21 protein-coding genes are annotated in these 20858 nt (G+C 32.9%); 11 read left to right on the top strand and 10 right to left on the bottom strand.

What is annotated here, in order from left to right; all coding sequences use genetic code 11:
* Positions 1-45: 45 nt before the first annotated feature.
* Positions 46-885: an aminotransferase class IV gene (locus FLP_RS18975; RefSeq protein WP_065451056.1), complete on the top strand. Its 840-nt coding sequence runs from the start codon at positions 46-48 to the stop codon at positions 883-885.
* On the opposite strand, the gene FLP_RS18980 is transcribed toward FLP_RS18975, so the two are convergent.
* The 6 genes from FLP_RS18980 to FLP_RS19005 all read right to left on the bottom strand — a co-directional run bounded on the left by FLP_RS18980 (position 882) and on the right by FLP_RS19005 (position 6757).
* On the bottom strand, positions 882-1442 hold the full coding sequence (locus FLP_RS18980; RefSeq protein ID WP_065451200.1) for a YqgE/AlgH family protein: 561 nt from the start codon (positions 1440-1442) through the stop codon (positions 882-884). The two genes, FLP_RS18975 and FLP_RS18980, sit on opposite strands and share 4 nt — an antisense overlap.
* Positions 1443-1570: 128 nt before the next feature.
* On the bottom strand, positions 1571-1843 hold the full coding sequence (locus tag FLP_RS18985; protein WP_017498096.1) for an HU family DNA-binding protein: 273 nt from the start codon (positions 1841-1843) through the stop codon (positions 1571-1573).
* A 180-nt stretch (positions 1844-2023) separates the two neighbouring features.
* On the bottom strand, positions 2024-2971 hold the full coding sequence (gene fmt, locus FLP_RS18990; protein WP_065451057.1) for a methionyl-tRNA formyltransferase: 948 nt from the start codon (positions 2969-2971) through the stop codon (positions 2024-2026).
* Positions 2971-4866, bottom strand: coding sequence for a RecQ family ATP-dependent DNA helicase (locus FLP_RS18995; RefSeq protein WP_065451058.1), 1896 nt, complete (start codon positions 4864-4866; stop codon positions 2971-2973). The genes fmt and FLP_RS18995 overlap by 1 nt, the downstream gene beginning before the upstream one ends.
* A gap of 64 nt (positions 4867-4930) precedes the next feature.
* Complete coding sequence (locus tag FLP_RS19000; protein ID WP_065451059.1) at positions 4931-5464, bottom strand: AAA family ATPase; 534 nt, start codon at positions 5462-5464, stop codon at positions 4931-4933.
* A 375-nt stretch (positions 5465-5839) separates the two neighbouring features.
* Positions 5840-6757: a carboxylesterase family protein gene (locus tag FLP_RS19005; RefSeq protein WP_065451060.1), complete on the bottom strand. Its 918-nt coding sequence runs from the start codon at positions 6755-6757 to the stop codon at positions 5840-5842.
* Between the two features lie 331 nt (positions 6758-7088).
* On the opposite strand from FLP_RS19005, the gene FLP_RS19010 reads away from it, so the two are divergent.
* From FLP_RS19010 to FLP_RS19025, 4 genes are all read left to right on the top strand, one after another.
* On the top strand, positions 7089-7385 hold the full coding sequence (locus FLP_RS19010; RefSeq protein WP_017498101.1) for a DUF493 family protein: 297 nt from the start codon (positions 7089-7091) through the stop codon (positions 7383-7385).
* Between the two features lie 2 nt (positions 7386-7387).
* Complete coding sequence (locus FLP_RS19015; RefSeq protein ID WP_065451061.1) at positions 7388-8110, top strand: DUF4290 domain-containing protein; 723 nt, start codon at positions 7388-7390, stop codon at positions 8108-8110.
* Positions 8111-8200: 90 nt separating this feature from the next.
* A complete protein-coding gene (murA, locus tag FLP_RS19020; protein WP_065451062.1) occupies positions 8201-9514 on the top strand; it encodes a UDP-N-acetylglucosamine 1-carboxyvinyltransferase in 1314 nt (437 codons plus the stop codon).
* A gap of 104 nt (positions 9515-9618) precedes the next feature.
* Complete coding sequence (locus FLP_RS19025; protein WP_065451063.1) at positions 9619-10494, top strand: cation diffusion facilitator family transporter; 876 nt, start codon at positions 9619-9621, stop codon at positions 10492-10494.
* A gap of 196 nt (positions 10495-10690) precedes the next feature.
* Here the strand turns inward: FLP_RS19025 and FLP_RS19030 are convergent, their stop codons facing one another.
* The 4 genes from FLP_RS19030 to FLP_RS19045 all read right to left on the bottom strand — a co-directional run bounded on the left by FLP_RS19030 (position 10691) and on the right by FLP_RS19045 (position 14938).
* On the bottom strand, positions 10691-11008 hold the full coding sequence (locus tag FLP_RS19030) for a GIY-YIG nuclease family protein (RefSeq protein WP_065451064.1): 318 nt from the start codon (positions 11006-11008) through the stop codon (positions 10691-10693).
* Positions 11009-11125: 117 nt separating this feature from the next.
* Positions 11126-13615, bottom strand: a complete 2490-nt coding sequence (locus tag FLP_RS19035; protein ID WP_065451065.1) for a DUF5686 and carboxypeptidase regulatory-like domain-containing protein — start codon at positions 13613-13615, stop codon at positions 11126-11128.
* 70 nt (positions 13616-13685) lie between these two features.
* Entirely contained in the window at positions 13686-14099 is a 414-nt protein-coding gene (gene aroQ / locus FLP_RS19040; protein ID WP_065451066.1) for a type II 3-dehydroquinate dehydratase, read from the bottom strand.
* 278 nt (positions 14100-14377) lie between these two features.
* Positions 14378-14938 carry a porin family protein gene (locus FLP_RS19045; RefSeq protein ID WP_065451067.1) on the bottom strand — a complete coding sequence of 187 codons (561 nt, stop codon included), beginning with the start codon at positions 14936-14938 and terminating at the stop codon, positions 14378-14380.
* 287 nt (positions 14939-15225) lie between these two features.
* On the opposite strand from FLP_RS19045, the gene FLP_RS19050 reads away from it, so the two are divergent.
* The 6 genes from FLP_RS19050 (at position 15226) to FLP_RS19075 (ending at position 20798) form a co-directional block, all read left to right on the top strand.
* Positions 15226-15780 (top strand): outer membrane beta-barrel protein, encoded by a 555-nt coding sequence (locus tag FLP_RS19050; RefSeq protein WP_065451068.1) that lies wholly within the window; start codon positions 15226-15228, stop codon positions 15778-15780.
* Between the two features lie 209 nt (positions 15781-15989).
* Positions 15990-16571, top strand: a complete 582-nt coding sequence (locus FLP_RS19055) for a porin family protein (protein WP_065451069.1) — start codon at positions 15990-15992, stop codon at positions 16569-16571.
* Positions 16572-16748: 177 nt separating this feature from the next.
* The gene (locus tag FLP_RS19060) at positions 16749-17372 is read left to right on the top strand and encodes a porin family protein (protein ID WP_065451201.1); all 624 of its coding nucleotides are present in this window, start codon (positions 16749-16751) and stop codon (positions 17370-17372) included.
* 173 nt (positions 17373-17545) lie between these two features.
* Positions 17546-18154: a porin family protein gene (locus FLP_RS19065; protein ID WP_065451070.1), complete on the top strand. Its 609-nt coding sequence runs from the start codon at positions 17546-17548 to the stop codon at positions 18152-18154.
* 81 nt (positions 18155-18235) lie between these two features.
* Positions 18236-19132, top strand: coding sequence for a site-specific tyrosine recombinase XerD (xerD, locus tag FLP_RS19070; RefSeq protein ID WP_065451071.1), 897 nt, complete (start codon positions 18236-18238; stop codon positions 19130-19132).
* A 145-nt stretch (positions 19133-19277) separates the two neighbouring features.
* Positions 19278-20798, top strand: coding sequence for a PAS domain-containing sensor histidine kinase (locus FLP_RS19075; RefSeq protein ID WP_065451072.1), 1521 nt, complete (start codon positions 19278-19280; stop codon positions 20796-20798).
* The last annotated feature ends 60 nt before the right edge of the window (positions 20799-20858 follow it).

Genomic DNA, 20858 nt, shown 5'->3' on the forward strand with positions numbered 1-20858 from the left:
ATTTTAAACCTTATATTTGCCCTGAACAAAATTCAGGGTTTTTTTATGATCAATTTTAACGGAAACATAGTAGCACAAGACGATAATATCTTAACTCAAAATCGTGCTTTTTTGTATGGAGATGGTGTTTTTGAAACACTAAAAATAGTCAATCATAAAATCTTGTTTCTTGAAGATCATTATTTTAGATTAATGGCTTCAATGCGTGTTGTTCGAATGGAGATTCCGATGAATTTTACAATGGAATATTTTGAACAGCAAGTTTTAAGTCTTGCCAATCAGGAAAATATTTCTTCTTCGGCTAGAGCCCGAATTACCGTTTTTAGAAAAGACGGAGGTTTGTATTTGCCAAAAACCAACGAAGTTTCTTTTTTAATTCATGCAACGGCATTAGAAAGCACATCTTACGCTATAAATACTGGAGAATATGAAGTTGATTTATATAAAGACTTCTATGTGACCAAACAATTATTATCGTCGATTAAAACGACCAATAAAATGATAAATGTTACCGGAAGCATTTTTGCTCACGAAAATGGTTTGGCTAACTGTCTTTTGGTAAACGACACAAAAAATGTGGTCGAAGGTCTACAAGGTAATTTATTTATGCTAGTAGGTAAAAAACTAATTACTCCTCCAATCTCCGAAGGCTGTTTAAACGGAATAATGCGCAAACAAATAGTAGCTTTGGCTAAAAAAGTTGAAGGCATAGAAGTGGCAGAAGAAATAATTTCACCTTTTGATCTTCAAAAAGCTGACGAATTATTTCTCACAAATGTAATCACGGGGATACAACCGATAACTAAGTATCGTAAAAAGGAGTTTACAAGTAATCTGGCTCATTTATTAGTACAAAAACTGAATGAATCTATATCTGAAAATTAATTCAGATACGGATTTTCAGGTGCATTAGACCAAATAAGATAATCGCCTCCGAGCTCAATAATTTGCTCTTTCCAAAAATGGGTGGTCGACTTTCCGATAATTTTATTTTTATAACTATTATCAGTGATGATCCAGGAGTTACCTTGCATTTCATTCTCAAGCTGATTTTCGTCCCAACCGGTATAACCTAAGAAAAAGCGAATATTGTTTTTGCCAATAGATCCGTCGTTTATTAAGTCTTTGGTCGATTCGAAATCACCTCCCCAATAAATCCCATTTGAAATCTCAACACTATTAGGAATCAATTCCGGAATATTGTGAATAAAATACAGGTTGTCCTGTTCAACAGGGCCGCCGTTATATATTTTGAAATTGGCATCAATCTCAGGTATTAGGTCATTAATAGTATACTTTAATGGTTTATTAATGATAAAACCTATTGATCCTTCTTTGTTATGGTCTGCTAATAAAATTACCGATCTATTAAAAGATAAATCTCCAATTATAGAAGGTTCAGCAACAAGCAGGTGTCCTTTTTTTAATTTTTCTGAAATCATACGGCTACAATTTTTATTAAATTTAATCATAAAATTTTTAAAAACCCAAATAAAATCGTTAAACCGCACAAAAAAACCCTCCATGAGGAGGGTTTTGATTATATTATAAGTTTAGAGAACTTTCTTACTTAGTTCACTGCACCTTCTAATTCAGCTCCGGCTTTGAATTTTACAACATTTTTAGCAGCGATTTGAATAGTTTTTCCAGTTTGAGGATTTCTTCCGTCTCTTGCAGCTCTAGCAGATACTGACCAAGATCCAAAACCTACTAAAGAAACTCTACCACCTTTTTTCAAAGTAGCTCCTACGTTTCCTAAAAATGACTCTAAAGCTAATTTTGCCGCAGCTTTTGTGATTCCTGCATCAGCAGCGATAGCATCGATTAATTCTGATTTGTTCATAATAATTAGTTATTAATTGTTGGTTAAAAAAAATTGTTAATACACAAATTTAGTAGGAAATCCGTTCCTTGCAAGTGTTTTCTTTAATTTTAGCAAAAATTGTTGATAACTTGCTTTTTTTGTTCATAACGCCAGTTGTTTTGAGCTCAAAATCAGGTAAAAACCCCTGTTTTACTGACCTTAATAGACCTTTGCGCTATCAGTAAAAGTGATCCCGTTAAGTAATTCTGCTACTTGCATTCTCTTTTTTCCCGGTAATTGTAAACTCAAAAGCTGGATGAAGCTATCTTTGATCGCAATTTTGATTTCTTTTTTACTGCTAATCAAGCTTCCAACTTCATAAGAATGTGGTTCTAAAACCAGTTTTGCTTCGTATATTTTGATGCTTAACTCTTCGTTTTTATCTTTCAAAAAGCACCATGAAGCAGGATATGGACTTAAACCTCGAATTAAATTAATGATTTCATCTCCGGATTTTGTCCAGTCGATCTTACAATTTTCCTTGTTTAGTTTATAAGCTGTTTTAATTTCGGCATCATCTTTCTGAATTGTGGTGGTTACATTTCCGTTTTCAATTACCTTCAAAGTATCAATAACCGTTTCGCTGCCTAATAACATTAATCTATCGTGCAATTGTCCGGCATTTTCTTCCGGTTCAATAGTAATTTCTGAATTCAGAATCATTGCACCAGTATCTATTTTGTCATCAATAAAGAATGTTGTAACTCCTGTTGTGGTTTCTCCATTAATAATTGCCCAGTTAATTGGTGCTGCACCGCGATAATTTGGTAACAAAGAAGCGTGAAGGTTAAAAGTTCCTAAACTTGGCATTTCCCAAACTACTTTTGGCAGCATTCTAAAAGCAACTACAATTTGCAAATTGGCGTTGAGCGCTTTTAATTCGGCTAGAAAATTTTCGTCTTTTAAATTGGTTGGCTGTAATAAAGTTAGGTTGTTTGCCAAAGCATATTCTTTTACGGCCGAATATTTTATTTTTTGTCCTCGTCCTGCCGGTTTATCTGCAGCTGTGATAACGCCAACAACATCATAATTGTTTTTGATAATGGTATCCAGAATGCCTACTGCAAATTCCGGGGTTCCCATAAATATAATTCTCAATTTTTCCATTATAATTTTAAAGTGTATTTATTGTTTGCCTGAATGGTAATATAATTGTTTTCAAGTAATTCCTGAAGTGCCAAAATTACATCATTTGCGTCAAGTTTTATTTTGGTTTCAATCTCTCTCGACGTTAAAGCTGCCGTTTTTAATAAATGTAAAATTTTATCTGCAATCGAATCTGCTTCGGTAATTTTTCCTTTTTGAGTAATACAATAGGAGCAAACGCCACAATTTTCTGTAGTTTCTTCTCCAAAATAATCCAAAATCAATCGGTTTTTACAGGTTTTATTGTCCTTTATATAGTGTAGAACAGATAAAAGCTGGTCTTTTTTAAGCTGATTTTGTTTTTCGAGATACTTTGCAACTCTGTTTATGGTGAGATTATCTTCGCGAACTTCATTAAATAATATAGTAGCGTCGTTATTTTTAGATTTGTATTCAATAATTTCTTTCTCTTTCAATTTTTCTAAAACAGCAGCAACCTGTGCTTCGGTATGGTTTGATTTTTTTGCAATTAGCGAAATATTAAAAGGCATTTTCATTTCGTAAATTCCCGGGTAAGTTCTCAGGATGGCTAAAATGATTTCTTCGTCATTAGAATGTAAACTCGTATATCGAATTACTTCTTTCGATTCAATCAAAAACTGCATCGTAATTTTTTCAGAGAATTCCTGAGACATGGTAATGATTCCCTGCTGATTTAAAAACTGCAAAGCATTATATGTTTTGAGAGTTGGGAAATCATATTTCTGGCAAAAATGATTCAGTTTAAACGAAAAAGAATCATCTAAACCTTCGCCATAAGCTATCTGAAAATAATTGCAAAGCTTTACATACATGGTATTCAGAAACTTTTTATCCGGCAAAATGCTTAAAAATTGCTGTTCAGACTGAATACTGTCTGACGAATTCGTCAAGACAACTGAGAAAGCTTTTTCTCCATTTCGCCCGGCTCTTCCTGATTCCTGATAATAGTTTTCTATATTTTCAGGAAGCTGAGTATGAATTACTGTTTTTACATTGTCTTTGTCGATCCCCATTCCAAACGCATTTGTGGCTACAATTACCTGTGCTTGTTCAGACATCCACAATTGCATGTTTTTATCTTTTTCTTTTGATGAAAGTCCGCCGTGATAGTAGGTTGCTTTGAATCCTAAAGATTGTAATTGCGTTGACATATTCAAGCACGATTTTCTATTTCGTACATATATTATAGAAGGCTGTGGATTTTTTTTTAAGATTTGTTCTGTGCGATACAATTTGTCTTCGACTTCAAAAACCATGTATGCAATATTTTTTCGTTCAAAAGATTGCTGAAAAAGTATTGGGTTTTTCAATCCCAATTCGGTTTTAATATCTTCAATAACTCTTGGAGTTGCTGTAGCCGTCAAAGCTAAAAAGGGAATTTTAGGAAAAAATTTTTTAAGTTCTGAAATCTTCAAATAAGCCGGACGAAAATCATGTCCCCATTGCGAAACGCAATGCGCTTCATCAATTGCAATTAAATTTATAGGAAGATTTTTTATGCGTTCCAAAATCCAGTCTGATTGAAGCCGTTCCGGAGAAAGGTATAAAAATTTGTAATTTCCGAACTGGCAATTATCCAGAAGATCGATAATTTCTTCGGTATGAATTCCTCCTGTTAGAGCAATTGCTTTAATTTCCCGCTTTTGCAAATTCGCCACCTGATCTTTCATTAAAGCGATCAAAGGCGAAACGACCAGACAAATACCTTCCTTCATCATGGCCGGAACCTGAAAACAAATTGATTTTCCGCCACCTGTTGGTAGTAAGGCAAAAGTATCCTGACCATCCAAAACTGAGTCAATAATCTCCTTTTGTAAAGGTCTAAAACTGTCGTGTTTCCAGTATTTTAAAAGAATTTCTTGCGCTTCAGACATTGGCCTTGTTTTAAAGTTAAAAAATTTAGAAATCAGTTTCTAGTTTTGCAACTTTAAAACAAGCCTAAATTTTATCTAAGATATAAAGAATTCTGTTGTCAACCGTATCTTTTGGCACCTCAATTAAGTCGTAGCCATATTTTTTATAGGTTTCAACAAGGTGTTTTTGTATCGTTAAAGCCTGTTCGAAATTTTCGTAGCGCTCAGTGTCGCATTCGTAAATCTCTTCCCAAGGTGGTAAAATAAAAGTTTTGGTGTATTTGAAATCCTCACAAGCTTTTACAAAATGTGCCGGATAATCATCACCTATATAATCCATATAAGCGACAACATCAGGAATTCCGCGATCTATAAAAACAACACTGTCGGGTTCTTCAAGAGCATCTTCGTATTGTTTAATGCGGCCTTCAAGCAACATTTCGCTAAACAATAAAGGTTGTTCCAGAAACAATTGGTCGATACCACGCTGTTGTGCTTCGAGTGTAACTTGTCTTGAAATTTCAGGATAACAGCAGTAGCCACGAGCTACCAATTCGTTAATAAGAGTAGATTTTCCCGTTCCCGGGCCACCAATTAAAACTATGATTTGTTTTTGCACTTTCTTAAAATAAAGCGCAAATTTACCTAAACTTATTGTATTTAAAAAGATTATTTTGCCTTGAGCGAATGATTTCGCAATTTTAGGTGATATCGCTAGTGCTTTTGACTAAAACTTTGGGGCTATATTGCCTCAACTGGACTAAAGTCCAGCCCTATTAAATGGATTGTTCCTCCGGAACTCAAACGAAAAAGACTCGTAGGCTCGATAAAATGAATCGTTCCTCAGGAATTCAAACGAAAAAGAGTCGTATGCTCGATAAAATGAATCGTTCCTCAGGAATTCAAACAAAAAGAGTCGTAGACTCGACAAATATTGTAGGGCTGGACTTTAGTCCAGTTTTATAATAGTAGGCAAGTTGTTGTTTTAATTGTATCACTCGCAAAACAAATACTTCCCAGCACCAGCACCTTTTTTCCCTGAAGGAATAATAATATGCGATTCAAATCTTTTTCCTTGCAAAACATCATTTACAAAATCCAGAACATATTGCTGTCCCTGGTGAAAAAGATAACCTGAAAATTCATGTCCGCCGCCACAAAAAGTAATCAGTTCAATATCTTTATGTAAATCATTCATATGATTGTAAACAGCATAAGACCCAAAAAGAATCAGCCATCCAGAAGCATTTGTAGGGCAGGAACGATGCGAGCCTGCCGCATACGGAACAGTATCATCATTGTTTCCGTGTGCCAATAACATCGGAATTGCTTTTTCTTTTGTGATTAAATTGATGTCCTGGATAGCGCCCGAACCACCTATGAAACCTTTGTATTTAAAGTTTTCAGGAAGATTATTTTTGTATAAATTCATAAGTTTATAATCCCAAAACGAAGCATGAAAACCAATTTCGGCTCCGGCACTAATTCCTGAAATAAATATTTTCGAAGCATCAAGGTTGTATTTATTGGCATTTTCAATCAAAAAAGAAGTGGCTTGCCACATATCACTCACACCAATTTGTATTGCTTTTATTTTTTCAGTCAAAGTTCCTTTGCAACCAAAATCCTTTCCTTTCATATATAAAGAATACGAAATGCTGGCAACTGCATACCCGTTTTTTGCCATAAAAAGCCCGAATTCTTTTTCGCTTGTGCGTTCTCCACCCGAAAATCCTCCACCAAAAGCAAAAATAATTAACGGAATTTTTTCGTTGGATTTCTTCTTTGGCAGATACAAATCAAGATCCAGTTTGATTGTGTCATTCTGAAAATAAGTCATCGTTTTTATTTCCTGAGCTTTTATTGAGTTGAATGTGAGTGCAATAAAAAGAATAAGAATGTAGTTTTTCATAGTAATGTATTTTTTAATCGTACAAAGTCGCAAAGACGCAAAGAAAAAATATTCGAAGTTTACAAAACTTTGCAACTTTGCAGGCAAATTTCTCCGCAATGTTTTCCAAATATAAAAGTTTGGCACTAATTTCACGAGTTTTCAAGAATTTTAACTTTAGAATTGATCAAAAAAAAACAAAATCAAGGATAGATTTACCGCAATATAATTAGTGTGAATTAGTGAAATTCGTGGCAAAGAATCAACTCTTTTTTCAATGAAAAAAATCTAAAATCTAAAATCTGAAATCTGAAATCAAAAACGTATATTTGCCTTCTATTTTAATGTGCAAATGGAGAACGATAAAGAAAAAAACACAGCCGAATTTTACGAAAGATTAAAGGTAGAGTTAGATAACTCAAATACTTGGCCTGCAGAATATTTGTATAAATTTATAGTGCCATCGGTCGATGATAATGTCGAACGGGTTGAAAAAGCTTTTGACAGTATGGGCGCCGTTATTAAAACAACAAAATCTAAAACAGGTAAATTTACCAGTGTTTCTGTAGATGTTACAATGCATAGTGCCGATCAGGTGATTAGCAAATACAAAGAAGTTTCTACTATAGAAGGTATAGTTTCATTATAATTATGGTCGAAAAATATAAAAAAGAAATCGCGAATGACGTTGTTTTTAATTTAGAATACAATTCTGAAAGACAACGTTTACTTATTCCGGAATATGGTCGTCATTTACAAAAATTAATCGATCAGGCCACTATTATCGAAGATGATGAAACGCGCAATAAAGCAGCGAAATACATCATTCAGGTTATGGGAAGTCTGAATCCGCATTTGCGTGATGTACCGGATTTTCAACATAAATTATGGGATCAGCTTTTTATTATGTCTGATTTTAGATTGAATGTAGAATCTCCATATCCAATTCCGTCAAGAGATGTGTTGCAGTTAAAACCAGATGTTTTACACTATCCGCAAAACTTTCCTAAATACAGATTTTATGGTAACAATATCAAATATATGATTGATGTTGCCAACAAATGGGAAGATGGAGAAATGAAAAATGCATTGGTATTGGTAATTGCCAACCACATGAAAAAATCATATCTGAGCTGGAACAAAGACACGGTAAAAGATGATGTGATTTTTGAACATTTATTTGAATTGTCAGGAGGAAAAATCAATTTATTACAAAGCACAGAAGAGCTTTTGAATACTACCGATTTATTGCGTACCAACAAGCGCATGTCGAACAAAATTACGCCACCAGGACAGCCAAAAATTCAAAGTAACAAAAACAATAAAGGTCCGGGAAAACCAAAACCATTTCAAAAAAACAATAATCAGAAATAAAAAAAGGTGCTAAGATACTAAGATGCTAAGCTACTAAGATTTTTAGCTCAGAACCTTAGAACCTCAGAACCTCAGAACCTAAAAAAAAATATGGGAGTATTTAAAATCGAAGGAGGAATTCCTTTAAAAGGAGAAATAACGCCACAAGGAGCAAAAAATGAGGCATTACAAATTTTATGTGCCGTGCTTCTAACGGGGGATAAAGTAAAAATTAATAATATTCCCGATATTATTGACATCAATAAATTAATCACTTTGTTGGGTAATTTAGGAGTTAAAATTCAACGCAATGAACCGGGTTCGATTACGTTTCAGGCTGATGAAGTTAACGTTGGATATTTAGAAACCGAAGCTTTCAAAAAAGAAGGTGGAGCACTTCGTGGTTCTATTATGATTGTTGGACCATTATTGGCCCGTTTTGGAAAAGGATATATTCCTAAACCTGGAGGAGATAAAATAGGTCGTCGTAGATTAGATACTCACTTTGAAGGTTTTATTAACCTTGGAGCAAAATTCAGATACAATAGAGAAGACCACTTTTATGGAGTAGAAGCCCCGGCAGAAGGACTTAAAGGAACAGATATGTTACTTGACGAAGCATCTGTAACCGGAACTGCAAATATTGTAATGGCAGCTGTTTTGGCAAAAGGAACAACCACAGTTTACAACGCAGCTTGTGAGCCTTACTTACAACAGTTGTGTAAAATGCTAAACTCTATGGGAGCTAAAATCACTGGAGTGGGTTCGAACTTATTAACTATCGAAGGTGTTGAAAGTCTTGGAGGTTGTGAGCACAGAATTTTACCTGATATGATCGAAATTGGTTCTTGGATTGGTCTTGCGGCGATGACAAAAAGCGAAATTACGATTAAAAATGTAAGTTGGGAAAATTTAGGTTTGATTCCGAATACTTTTAGAAAACTAGGTATTACAATCGAAAAACGTAATGATGATATTTACATTCCGGCTCATAAAGACGGATATGAAGTAAAAACAGATATTGATGGTTCTATTTTAACAATCGCAGATGCGCCTTGGCCAGGATTTACACCTGACTTATTAAGTATCGTTTTGGTTGTGGCAACACAAGCAAAAGGAGATGTTTTAATTCACCAGAAAATGTTCGAAAGCCGTTTGTTTTTTGTAGATAAATTAATCGATATGGGAGCAAAAATTATGTTATGCGATCCGCACAGAGCGGTGGTTATGGGACATAATTTTGAATCTCAACTAAAAGCAACAACAATGTCATCTCCAGATATTCGTGCCGGGATTTCATTATTAATTGCAGCGCTATCAGCAAAAGGAACAAGTACAATTCAAAATATCGAACAAATCGATCGTGGATACGAGCGTATCGACGAACGTTTAAGAGCAATTGGAGCAAAAATCGTGAGAGCGTAAAAATATTTGCCACGAATTCAGGAATTAAACGATGATTAAGATTGAATTCTAAAAATTAAGAGTTTTTGCAATTCATGAATTCGTGGCGAAAAAAAATAGTCTAAATGACAGATGAACAAAAAGCTGTAAAAGCTACTATATTTAGTATAGTTGGGAACACCTGCTTAGCCTTGGTAAAAGGTTTGGCAGGTTTTTTTGGCAATTCTTATGCCTTAATTGCAGATGCGATCGAGTCTACTGCAGATATATTTTCATCTTGTTTGGTTTTGTTCGGAATCAAATATTCTAATAAACCGGCAGATGAAAACCATCCTTACGGCCACGGTCGTGCAGAGCCTTTAATTACCTTTTTGGTTGTTGGATTTTTAATTACCTCGGCCACAATTATTGCGTACGAAAGTATTTCAAATATCCAAACTCCTCACGGATTGCCAAAATCATGGACATTGTATGTTTTGGGTGTAATTATTGTTTGGAAAGAATATTCATTTAGGCTGGTAATGAAACGAAGTAAAGAAACTAATAGTTCTTCTTTGGCGGCCGACGCTTGGCATCATCGCAGTGATGCTGTTACCTCAATCGCCGCATTTATTGGTATCTCGATTGCGTTGATTATGGGAAAAGGCTATGAATCAGCAGATGATTGGGCGGCACTTTTTGCTGCTTTTTTTATCTTATATAACAGCTATAAAATTTTCAGACCTGCGCTTGGAGAGATTATGGATGAAAATTTGAATGATGATTTAGTCGAAGAAATTCGTGTAAAAGCATTAACTGTACAAGGAATTTTGGGAACCGAGAAATGTTTTATCCGTAAAGCGGGAATGAAATATCACGTAGATCTTCATGCCATAGTTTCGGCAAAAATTTCAGTGAAAGAAGGACATGATTTGTCTCATAAATTGCAAGATACTTTAAAAGAAAAAATTCCTCAATTGGGGAATGTTTTGATACATATTGAACCGGATGATTATCATTGATTCTGAGGTTCAAAGGGGCAAAGGTTCAAAGGTGCTAAGGTTTTGAATCTGGAAAAAAATCCGTTTATTCTTTTTTTAAAGAGTAAGTGGATTTTTTTATAGATAAAGTTTGTCACTTCGACGAAGGAGAAGTCACATAAAGTAGATCACGTCACGTAATTTCTCTTTCGAATGACAAAATTGACAATTTGATGGTTTATTCGAAATGATAATTAAGAAATTCCATGCCTGAATTGAAACTTTGTATTAATTCTATTTTCTTTTCTCTTCTCCATTTTTTTAATTCTTTTTCTCGAGCAATTGCTTCTTGGATCCAAACAAATTTTTCATAATAAACTAGAAATTCTATACTGTATTTTGAAGCGAAAGTTTTGTTTCCATTTCCTAAATTGTCTTTATGTTGTTGTAATCTTAATTTTAAATTGTTAGTTACGCCGATATAAAAAGTAGAACGATATTTATTGGTTAAAATGTACACATAATAGGAATGAAATCCTTCTTGTGGATTAAACATAATTTTTAATGTTTTTATAGTTTTTTGTCACTTTAAAAAAAGCATATGCAGAAGTTACTTTGTGTGAACTTCTTTATGTGACTTCTCCTTCGTCGAAGTGACAAGATTGTCTTTAATCTAATCAAGGACATTCAAAATCTTCAACCCAAACACAACACCATTTTGTTCAATTCCACCTTGATAAGAATGAACATAATCCACCCTGAACAATTTAAATTTTCCGAATCCAAGATTGTCTAAACCAACCGTTAATTCAGTATAAGGTTTTCTATCCGGAATGGACAATGAATGAAATCCAAGGTTCATGGTAGATTTTAAAAGATTCAATAGCGGGATTTTATTCATGATAAATCCGGTATCGTTGTGCTCTAAATGCATCTCAAAATAACTGTCGTTTGTGCTGTTAGCGTAGTATGGCATCAAATTAAAAACATTCAAATAACGATCGCTTGTTCCTATATGAGTTTGGTTTCCGTTAAAATGTCTGTAATCTATAAACGAAATATTTTCGGCATTAAAGAATTTTCCTGTTCTTAAATTCATTCCCAGAGTTCCTTTGTTGCCCAATGATAAATCGTAAACAACAGAAGCGCCAATTCGTTCAAACTCGTATTTTTTTTCACTGGCAGCAAATGCTTTTTCAAATGCTAAAAATACGGTTGGATATTTATCATTTTTAATGTTATATCTTCCATCAGGTCTTGAAATGTATTTGTTGCCAAAATTAATGCGGGTACTTATAGCGGCCTTAAATAAATGATGCTGATTAAAAGCCGGTGTTGTAAAATCATTTGGTGACACCGGATTGTTTGAAGAGTAGATATCATCTTTTTTAAAGAAAGAATAATCTGTGGTATTAAAAAGAGGTTTTCGCTGTTCATAAGCTACTTTTCCAAACAAATTCACTCCATTTAGAATGTTTTGCGAATAGTTAATCTGAGCATATTCAAGGTTGTATAATTTCATATAATTGTCTTTAAAAAATAAAGAACTTACAGAATTGACCAGCTTCGTTATAGGTTCGAAACTATTAAACTGTGTGACCTTTGTTCCTCCGGAAACTCCAATGGTCGCAAAATTCAGATTATTGAATTTATGACTGAATTCACCAACAACGCGAAAACGCTCATCCGAAAAACCGTAGTTAAATGTCGTACTTATCGAAGTGCTTTTTCCTTTGTCTTCATTCCATTTTCTAAAGGAAAAACCGGAATCTAAATTAAAACCCTGAACGGTATTAAAACTTAAAGAAGCGATGTTTAATAATCCTTTGTAATCATAAGAATATTTTTTGAAAGTGTTTTTATAATCATAACCCATTAAAATATCGGTGACTTTAAACTTATTGTTTTTTGCATCTACAGAATCGATATATTTTTGAGATTTTCTAATGGTTTGCAGACTATCCTTTTTAGTATAATCTGTGCTTTCTTCGATCGTTAGCGGAATGGGTCTGATCTGGTTCCAGAAAGCATCATCTTTTTTGTTGGCATTGGCTTCAAAGGCAACAATTTCATTTCCAAATGTTTTCTTCTCAAACGAAGCTGGAAACTCGTAATTAGAATACACATAATTAAATTTTCCCGAGAATTTTACGCCAAAGATACCGGCATTAAAATCCAGTGTTTGCGCATTTTTACTCCAGATTTTATTTTTTGCATTGTAACTAAAGCTTTGTTTTAAGGTCATTACTTCAGTAAATTCATTCTTCATGCGGTACCCTTTTATATCTAAATCCAGGGCATAAATGGCAAAACTATCGTCGACAATATAAATGTAACCTTCAAAAACAGGTTCTTTATCACGTTTGGGAATTACCTTAATTTTGTAAATCTGCTGATTGTTATCATCATAAAATGTCCCTTCGAGTTTGTACTTGTAGTAACTAAAAGCATTATCAGCAATAGGAGAGATGAGCTTGACATCAAAGTCCAGCGTGTTGTCGTAAAAGTCATAAGTAGAGAGCGAAGCAGTATTGTAACTATATCCTTTATTATTTCCCGAAATTTTAGAGGCAATAATCTTCTCTTTTAATTTGTCCGGTTTTTCAAAAATAATTTTAGAAATAGTTTCAGACAAATATAAAATTCCGCTTCCGGTAGAATCCAGGTTGGATGCCATATCTTGTCCCAAATCTACTTTTTTGCCCAGAATTTTTTTAGGCAAATCCTTAACTTTAAACATTCCTTTCGAATAAAAATCAGCTGTATATCTACCGGTTTTGTCTGAGTTGTCTTTTTTTTCTGCTATAGCACTTCTTATAATAGCATCAGCAGGATTTTTTTTAGGATCAATTACAACTTCATTTAGAGCAAAGCTTTCTTCAGGCATTTTTACATCTAAAACAATTGTTTTTGAATCTCCCGAAACGGATATCTTTTGAGTTTTAAAACCTAAATATTGAAAAACGATTTTATTTTTACCAATTTCCTTGACATTTAGCTGATATTTTCCTTGTTCGTTCGAAGTGGTTCCGCTATAAGTGTTTTCTTCAAATACAGAAACAAAAGGCAGCGGATTACCTTTTTCATCCGTTATAGTTCCCTTTATCTGGGCGAAATTTGAAATTGAAAAAAATAAAAAGGCAAGTAAAGTATAGTTTTTCATGAAATAGGTTTCTCTAACAAAAATAGAATAAGTTAAAAATGAGCTTATTAAAAATTTGTTAAATAAAAACCTATAAGAAAGACTGAATAGCGAGATTGTAACTTTTGAGTCCAAAACCTAAAATTACACCTTTTGCATTGCCTGATAAATACGATTGGTGTCTGAAACTTTCACGGGCATAGGTATTCGAAATATGTACTTCGATTACTGGTGTTGTTGCTGCTTTAATAGCATCTCCCAAACCTATAGAGGTATGTGTATAAGCGCCGGCATTCAAAATGATTCCGTCGTATGTAAAACCAAATTCCTGAATTTTGCCAATCAGTTCGCCTTCGATATTACTTTGATAATAGGACAGTTCAATATTTGGATACGTTTTTTGCAACGTTTCAAAATAATCTTCAAAAGTTTGACTTCCGTAAACTTCCGGTTCTCTTTTTCCTAAAAGATTTAAATTGGGTCCGTTGATTATAGCGATTTTCATATTTAAGTTATTTTGAAAATATTAGATTTTTTTAAACCGTATAGGTAATATAAGTTCATTTAATCTAAGTTATTGTATTGTTGATTTTTTAGTTGATGATATTGCAATTGACATTGACATTGACATTGACATTGATTTTTGACATTGATTTTTGACATTGCCATTGCAATTGACATTGCCATTGATTTTTGCTATTGCCATTACCATTGAACTTGGTAAAAATAAAAAAACCGTTCTAATTAATAGAACGGTTTTTGTAAAAGTATGTGATATATTTTTTAGAACATGAATCCGGCAGAAAGTTGGAATACTGAGTTTTTAAGATCAGCTTTAGATGAAACTTCTGTTAATCCAAATCCGTAACGTCCTTGAATAAATATTCCTTCGGTAATTTTTAATCCAAGACCTGCATTAATAGCAAAGTCAAAAGTTTTAGGGTCTTGAGCATCAAATTCTTCCTTATTACTTAATAAAAAAGAAGCTTGAGGTCCAACTTCTAGACTTAATGATTTGGTCATGTAAATCTTAGCCATTACAGGAATGGACAAGTATCCTAATTCGTTTTTAAATTCACCCAAAGCATTTTTATAACTTGCTCCCTGAGTAGAATACAGAAGCTCTGGCTGAATAGAAAATTTCTCTAATAACTTTACTTCAGCAACCAAACCTGCATGATAACTTGTAATTCCGTCTTTACTATAATCTATTCCGTCAAAACTTGCATCTCCTGTTTGATTTGCAAAGTTAACCCCTGCCTTAACTCCAATTTTTAATAATTGAGCCTGAATTGTAGCTGATGTTGCCATAAACAAAACAGCTGCTAAAATTATCTTTTTCATAAAAGTGTTTTTTAAAATTTGGTATTTTTTAACGTTATCTATAATTCAAAACTACATTTTTTTGATTTTATTGTTTTATATATTGCTTTAAATAATTAATAAAATTCGCACTCATTTTTGTTTTTTGCGCTTCTTATTTCATGTTTTTGCCTTTAATCCTTTGTCTTTCAGTTTTTTGTTTCCTTATCAATTGTGGCTTATTTTAATACTTTTCAGTCTTATGATGGACTTTTTTTAACAAGTATAAGATTAGTTTTACGGTATAATAATAAATAAAAATTGTAAACATGAAAAAAATTATTTTAGCTGCTATTGCAGTAATGGGATTTAGTTTTGCTAATGCGCAAACTGGAGGATTTTCAAAAGGTGATGCTTTTATTTCTGGAGCGTTAAGTGTAAATTCTACAAAAGAAGGGGATAGTAAAAGTAATAATTTTATAGTTGAACCAAGAGTAGGTTATTTTGTAACTGAAAATGTGGCTATTGGTGCTAAATTAGGTTTTGGAACACATAAGGTAAATGATGACAAAACCAATGATTTCACAGTTGGGGCTTTTGGTAGATATTACTTTACTCCAGCTTCTCAGTTTTCTGTATATGGTCAGGCAGGTGTTGATTTTACAAACTCAAAAAGTGGAGATTATAAAGAAAATGAAATTGGAGCAAATGTTGGTTTAGGTTTAAGCTATTTCTTATCAAGCCATTTTGCAATCGAAGCTACTTGGCTTGGTCTAGGATATAGTGTAAACAACAATGGTGGACATGATGCTGACAAAATCAATACTTTTAATTTTGGTACTGATTTGAGAGATGTAAGCTTTGGAGTGGTTTACAAATTCTAATTTGGAATTACGATAATTTTGAAAAGCCTTCCTAATTTAGGAAGGCTTTTTTTGTTTAAAATTGTTTAATTTAAAACAAATTAAAGTTTCTTCGTTTGCTTTTAATGCGGTTAAGTGTCTAATTACCACTTTATTTGTTAAATTCCAAATAATTTTTTGTGAAGTATATTTTTATATTTGATTATTAAATTTAATCAAAACAAATTAAAATGAAGAAAATTATTTTAGCTGCTATTGCAGTAATGGCATTTGGATTTGCTAATGCACAACAAACAAGATTTGGAATAAAAGGAGGTCTTAACATGTCAACTGTAGTTGGCGGAGATGTTGATAATACTAAATCATTAGTCGGTTTTCACGTGGGAGGTTTTGCGGAAATTCATGTTGTTGAGAAATTTTTTATACAACCAGAACTTTTATTTTCAACTCAGGGAACTAAATTTGATGGTCCTTTTGGAGAAGATTACGATACTAAGCTGAACTACTTAAATATTCCGGTATTGGCAAAATATTATATCGTAGATAAAAAATTTAGTGTTGAAGCTGGACCACAGTTAGGTATTTTATTGTCCGCTAAAGTTGACGGTGAAGACATTAAAGATTTTACCAGATCAGTAGATCTTGGTTTTAATATAGGAGCAGGATATAATTTTACAGATAATCTTTCAATTGGTCTTCGATATACTCTTGGTTTATCTCCTCTTTCTGATAAAGATATTGATAATGAAGATGATTATTATGATAGTGCTAAAAATAGTAACCTTGCGTTATCTTTGGCTTATAAATTTTAATATTCTAGAATTAAATAATAACAAAACCTTACTGGATATCAGGAAGGTTTTTTTTATGCCTGAAGGTTTTAGAACAAGAAATTATTGTCTATTTCGTCGGAATTTAATCATATATCAATTTAGTTTATAATGAGGATATTTCTATATTTGGCGAAATTAATCAACCAAAAAAATAAAATGAAAAAAGTAATTTTCTCTGCAATTGCAGTGATGGCATTTGGATTTGCAAATGCACAAGATGTTAAGTACGGTCTTAAAGGAGCCTTAAACGTTTCAACTTTTACCGGAGATACAGATGGAGCTAACCTGAAATCACGAATAGGTTTTAATGTTGGAGGTTTTGTAGAAATAAAACTTTCTGAGAAATTTGCTTTGCAGCCAGAGCTTCTGTATTCTGATCAAGGAACTAAATTTACAAATATTGGAGATTACTTAGATGGAGATTTTTACACTGGAGATATTAAATTTAATTTGGCTTATATAAATGTACCTGTAATGGCTAAATATTATGTAGCAGAAAAATTTAGTATTGAGGCTGGTCCGCAAATTGGGTTTTTAGTTTCTGCAAAAACAAAAACAAAGTTGGATGGATTTAGTCAGACTGTTGAAAATGATATTAAAGATAGTTTCGAATCAATTGATCTTGGATTAAATTTTGGAGCAGGATATGATTTTACAGAACATTTTGGGATAGGGGTAAGATATAATGTAGGATTAGCAAATATTGCAAAAACCGAAGCAGGTGATGATACTAAACTTCATAATAGTGTTTTTTCGTTTTCTGCAGCTTATAAATTCTAGTACTATAAAAAATTGAAAGCCTTTCTAATTTGAAAGGCTTTTTTTGTAAGAAGAATTTGTTTTTAATAAGATTTTGCGCCTAGTTACTACAAAAAATGTTAAAATACAAATAATTTTTTGGTAAGTATATTTCTATATTTGCCCTCGAATTAATTTAACCAAAACAATTAAAAATGAAAAAAGTTCTTTTATCTGCAGTTGCAGTTATGGCATTTATGAGTGTAAGCGCTCAAGAAACAAGATTTGGAGTTAAAGCTGGTGCAAACTTAGCTACATTTACAGGAGATGTTGAAGATGCAAAATCTTTAGTTGGTTTTCAAGTAGGTGGTTTCGCTGAAATTAAATTGACTGATAAATTCGCTATTCAACCTGAGATCTTATTCTCAACTCAAGGAGCAAAAGAAGAAGGAAGCGATATTTTTAGTTCATATGAAAATAAAGTAAATTTAAGCTATTTAAATGTTCCTGTAATGTTTAAATATTATGTTGCAGAAAAATTTAGTCTTGAAGCTGGACCACAAATTGGATTTTTACTTAGTGCTAAGTCAAAGTATAAGGAAACTGTTGATGGTGAGACATATTCAGATGATGTAGATGTAAAAGATGCTTTTAAATCAATTGATTTTGGAGTAAACTTTGGTGCTGGATATGATTTTACTGAAAATCTTTCTGTAGGATTGCGTTATAACCTTGGCTTGTCAAATATTGCTGAAACAGAAGAAGGTAGTGATGCAAAAGTTAAAAACAGCGTTTTCTCTTTATCTGTAGGATACAAATTCTAATCTAATTAGATATTTCATACTAAGAAACCTTCCTGATTCAGGAAGGTTTTTTTATGTCCAAAAATGTTTTACTTTGTAAGTATGAATTGGAATAGGTATATCAAAGATTATCAGTCGTATTTAAGGATCGAAAGAGGGTTGTCTAAAAACACCATCGAAAACTATGGTTTTGATATCGAGCGATTGTGTCTTTTTTTAGAAACAAATCAAATTGAAGTTTCTCCTTTAAAAATAAATGAAGAAACAATACAGCAATTTATATACGCGGTTGCAAAAGAGGTGAATCCTCGTTCGCAGGCGAGAATTATTTCGGGATTAAAAAGTTTTTTTAATTATTTGGTTTTTGAAGATTATAGAAATGATAATCCGCTTGAATTAATCGAAACGCCCAAAACAGGCCGAAAATTACCGGATACTTTGTCTGTACAAGAAATTGATGCGCTTATTGCTGCCATTGATTTAAGTTCGAACGAAGGCGAGCGAAATCGCGCCATGCTGGAAACCTTATACGGTTGCGGACTTCGGGTTTCTGAACTCGTTTCGCTTAAAATTTCTGATTTGTTTTTTGATGAAGGCTTTATAAAAATTACCGGAAAAGGAAACAAAGAACGTTTTGTTCCCATAGGAAAACTGACGCAAAAATACATACAGATTTATCAAAAGGAAGTTCGTGTAAATCTAACGATCAAAAAAGGTCACGAAGATACCTTATTCCTGAACCGAAGAGGGAATCAGCTTACACGAGCCATGATATTTACGATTATCAAAGATTTGGCTGTAAAAATCAATTTGCATAAAAGCATTAGTCCTCATACTTTGCGCCATTCATTTGCTACTCACTTACTTGAAAACGGAGCCGATTTAAGATCGATTCAATTAATGTTAGGGCATGAGTCGATCACAACTACTGAAATTTATGTGCATTTGGATCGAAGTTTTCTAAAAGAAGTGATGCATTCCTATCATCCTCGAAAATAATTTTTTTGCTCTGACAAGTCATTTTAAGTGAAAATTTAATATATTGTGATGTATTTTCTACTAAAAGCAGATAAGATCGACAAACAGCACTTTTATTGTTTTAAATGTTATTTTGATCACTAAATTTAAGTAAAATAAGTAGCATATGGTTTTTGATTTATATGGAAGTGAAGATTGCTTAGAGGTAAATAATTTTTACAAGAAGTTATTTGCAGAAATGCCCGATTTAGTTTTTCAGTTTATTATTGATTGTGATAACAATTATACTTTCCCCCTTGTCAGTAAATCTGCTGATGAAATTTTAGAACTTAATACAGAAATGTTTTTAAGTAATCCGGAACTTATTATTTACAATAGAATTTTTCCTCAGGATCAGGATATTTTTTTTCAGTCTTTAGTCAAAGCAAGAAAAGAAATCAAACCCTGGAATATTGAGTTTAGGGCTGTTTTGCCAAAAAAAGGATTGCGTTGGTTTAAAATTTCTTCTAAAACAGAATTGTCTTCAAATGGCTGCGTGAGTTTTTACGGACATGTTTCGGATATTACAGTATTAAAAGATAAGGAAGAAAAGCTCCGTTTATCCGAGGAGCGTTTTCAGTTTGCTTTAGAAGCTTCAACAGCCGGAATTTGGGATTGGGATATGGTAACCAATAATGTTTTCTATTCTTCTTTATCGCTTAAAATTTTAGAATTAGATTCTTCGGATATTTTTGATGACCCGGAACGCTGGGATAAAATTGTGCATCCCGATGATCTGCCAAAATACTATTCGGATATTCAGGAACACTTTGATAATAAAATTCCGTATTATGAAAATTATCATCGTGTAATGACTTCCAGTGGTAACTATAAATGGATTCTGGATCGCGGAAAAGTGATTAAACGGGATGAAAATGGAAAGCCGTTACGCGTTATTGGTACACATACTGATGTTTCTTTACAAAAGGAAAAAGAGTTAGAGCTTTTAAAAACCATGAAATTATATAGTGATCAAAACAGCCGACTGGTGAATTTTTCGCATATCGTTTCGCATAATTTAAATACACAGGCAGGAAATATAAAATCGATTTTGGACTTTATTGATGCCGATATAGAACGACAAACCGTTAATGAAATGCTAGAGCATTTAAGAACCGTTTCTAACGATTTGAATGATACTATAGCCAATCTGACTCAGATTGTAAAGACACAAAGCAATATAAATATTGCTGTTGTGCCAGTAAAACTTTGTGAATATATCGACAAAACGATTTCGACTATCAAAGGATTTGATAAACAAAAGAATGTTACGATAATAAATAATGTTCCTAAATATTTGACAATTAATTTTAATCCGGCTTATATGGAAAGTGTTTTGTTGAATTTTGCAACAAATGCCATAAAGTATGCGCATCCTGAGCGGGATCCTGTTATTGTGTTCGATTTTTCGATTGAACCCGAAGGGCATAAATCATTAAAAATTACAGATAACGGATTAGGTATCGATTTGAATGTATACGGTGATTTATTATTTGGGATGTATAAAACTTTTCATAAACATCAGGAAGCCCGAGGAATTGGTTTGTATATAACCAGAAATCAAATTGAGGCTATGAAAGGAACTATTTCTGTAGAAAGTGAAGTTGGAGTAGGGACTAGTTTTAAAATCATCTTTAATGATATTTAAAATCCTAAATTGATATAAATAATAAAGGCTATCTGTAGAAGATAGCCTTTATTATTTTAT

Source organism: Flavobacterium piscis (genome assembly GCF_001686925.1).
GTDB lineage: Bacteria > Bacteroidota > Bacteroidia > Flavobacteriales > Flavobacteriaceae > Flavobacterium > Flavobacterium piscis.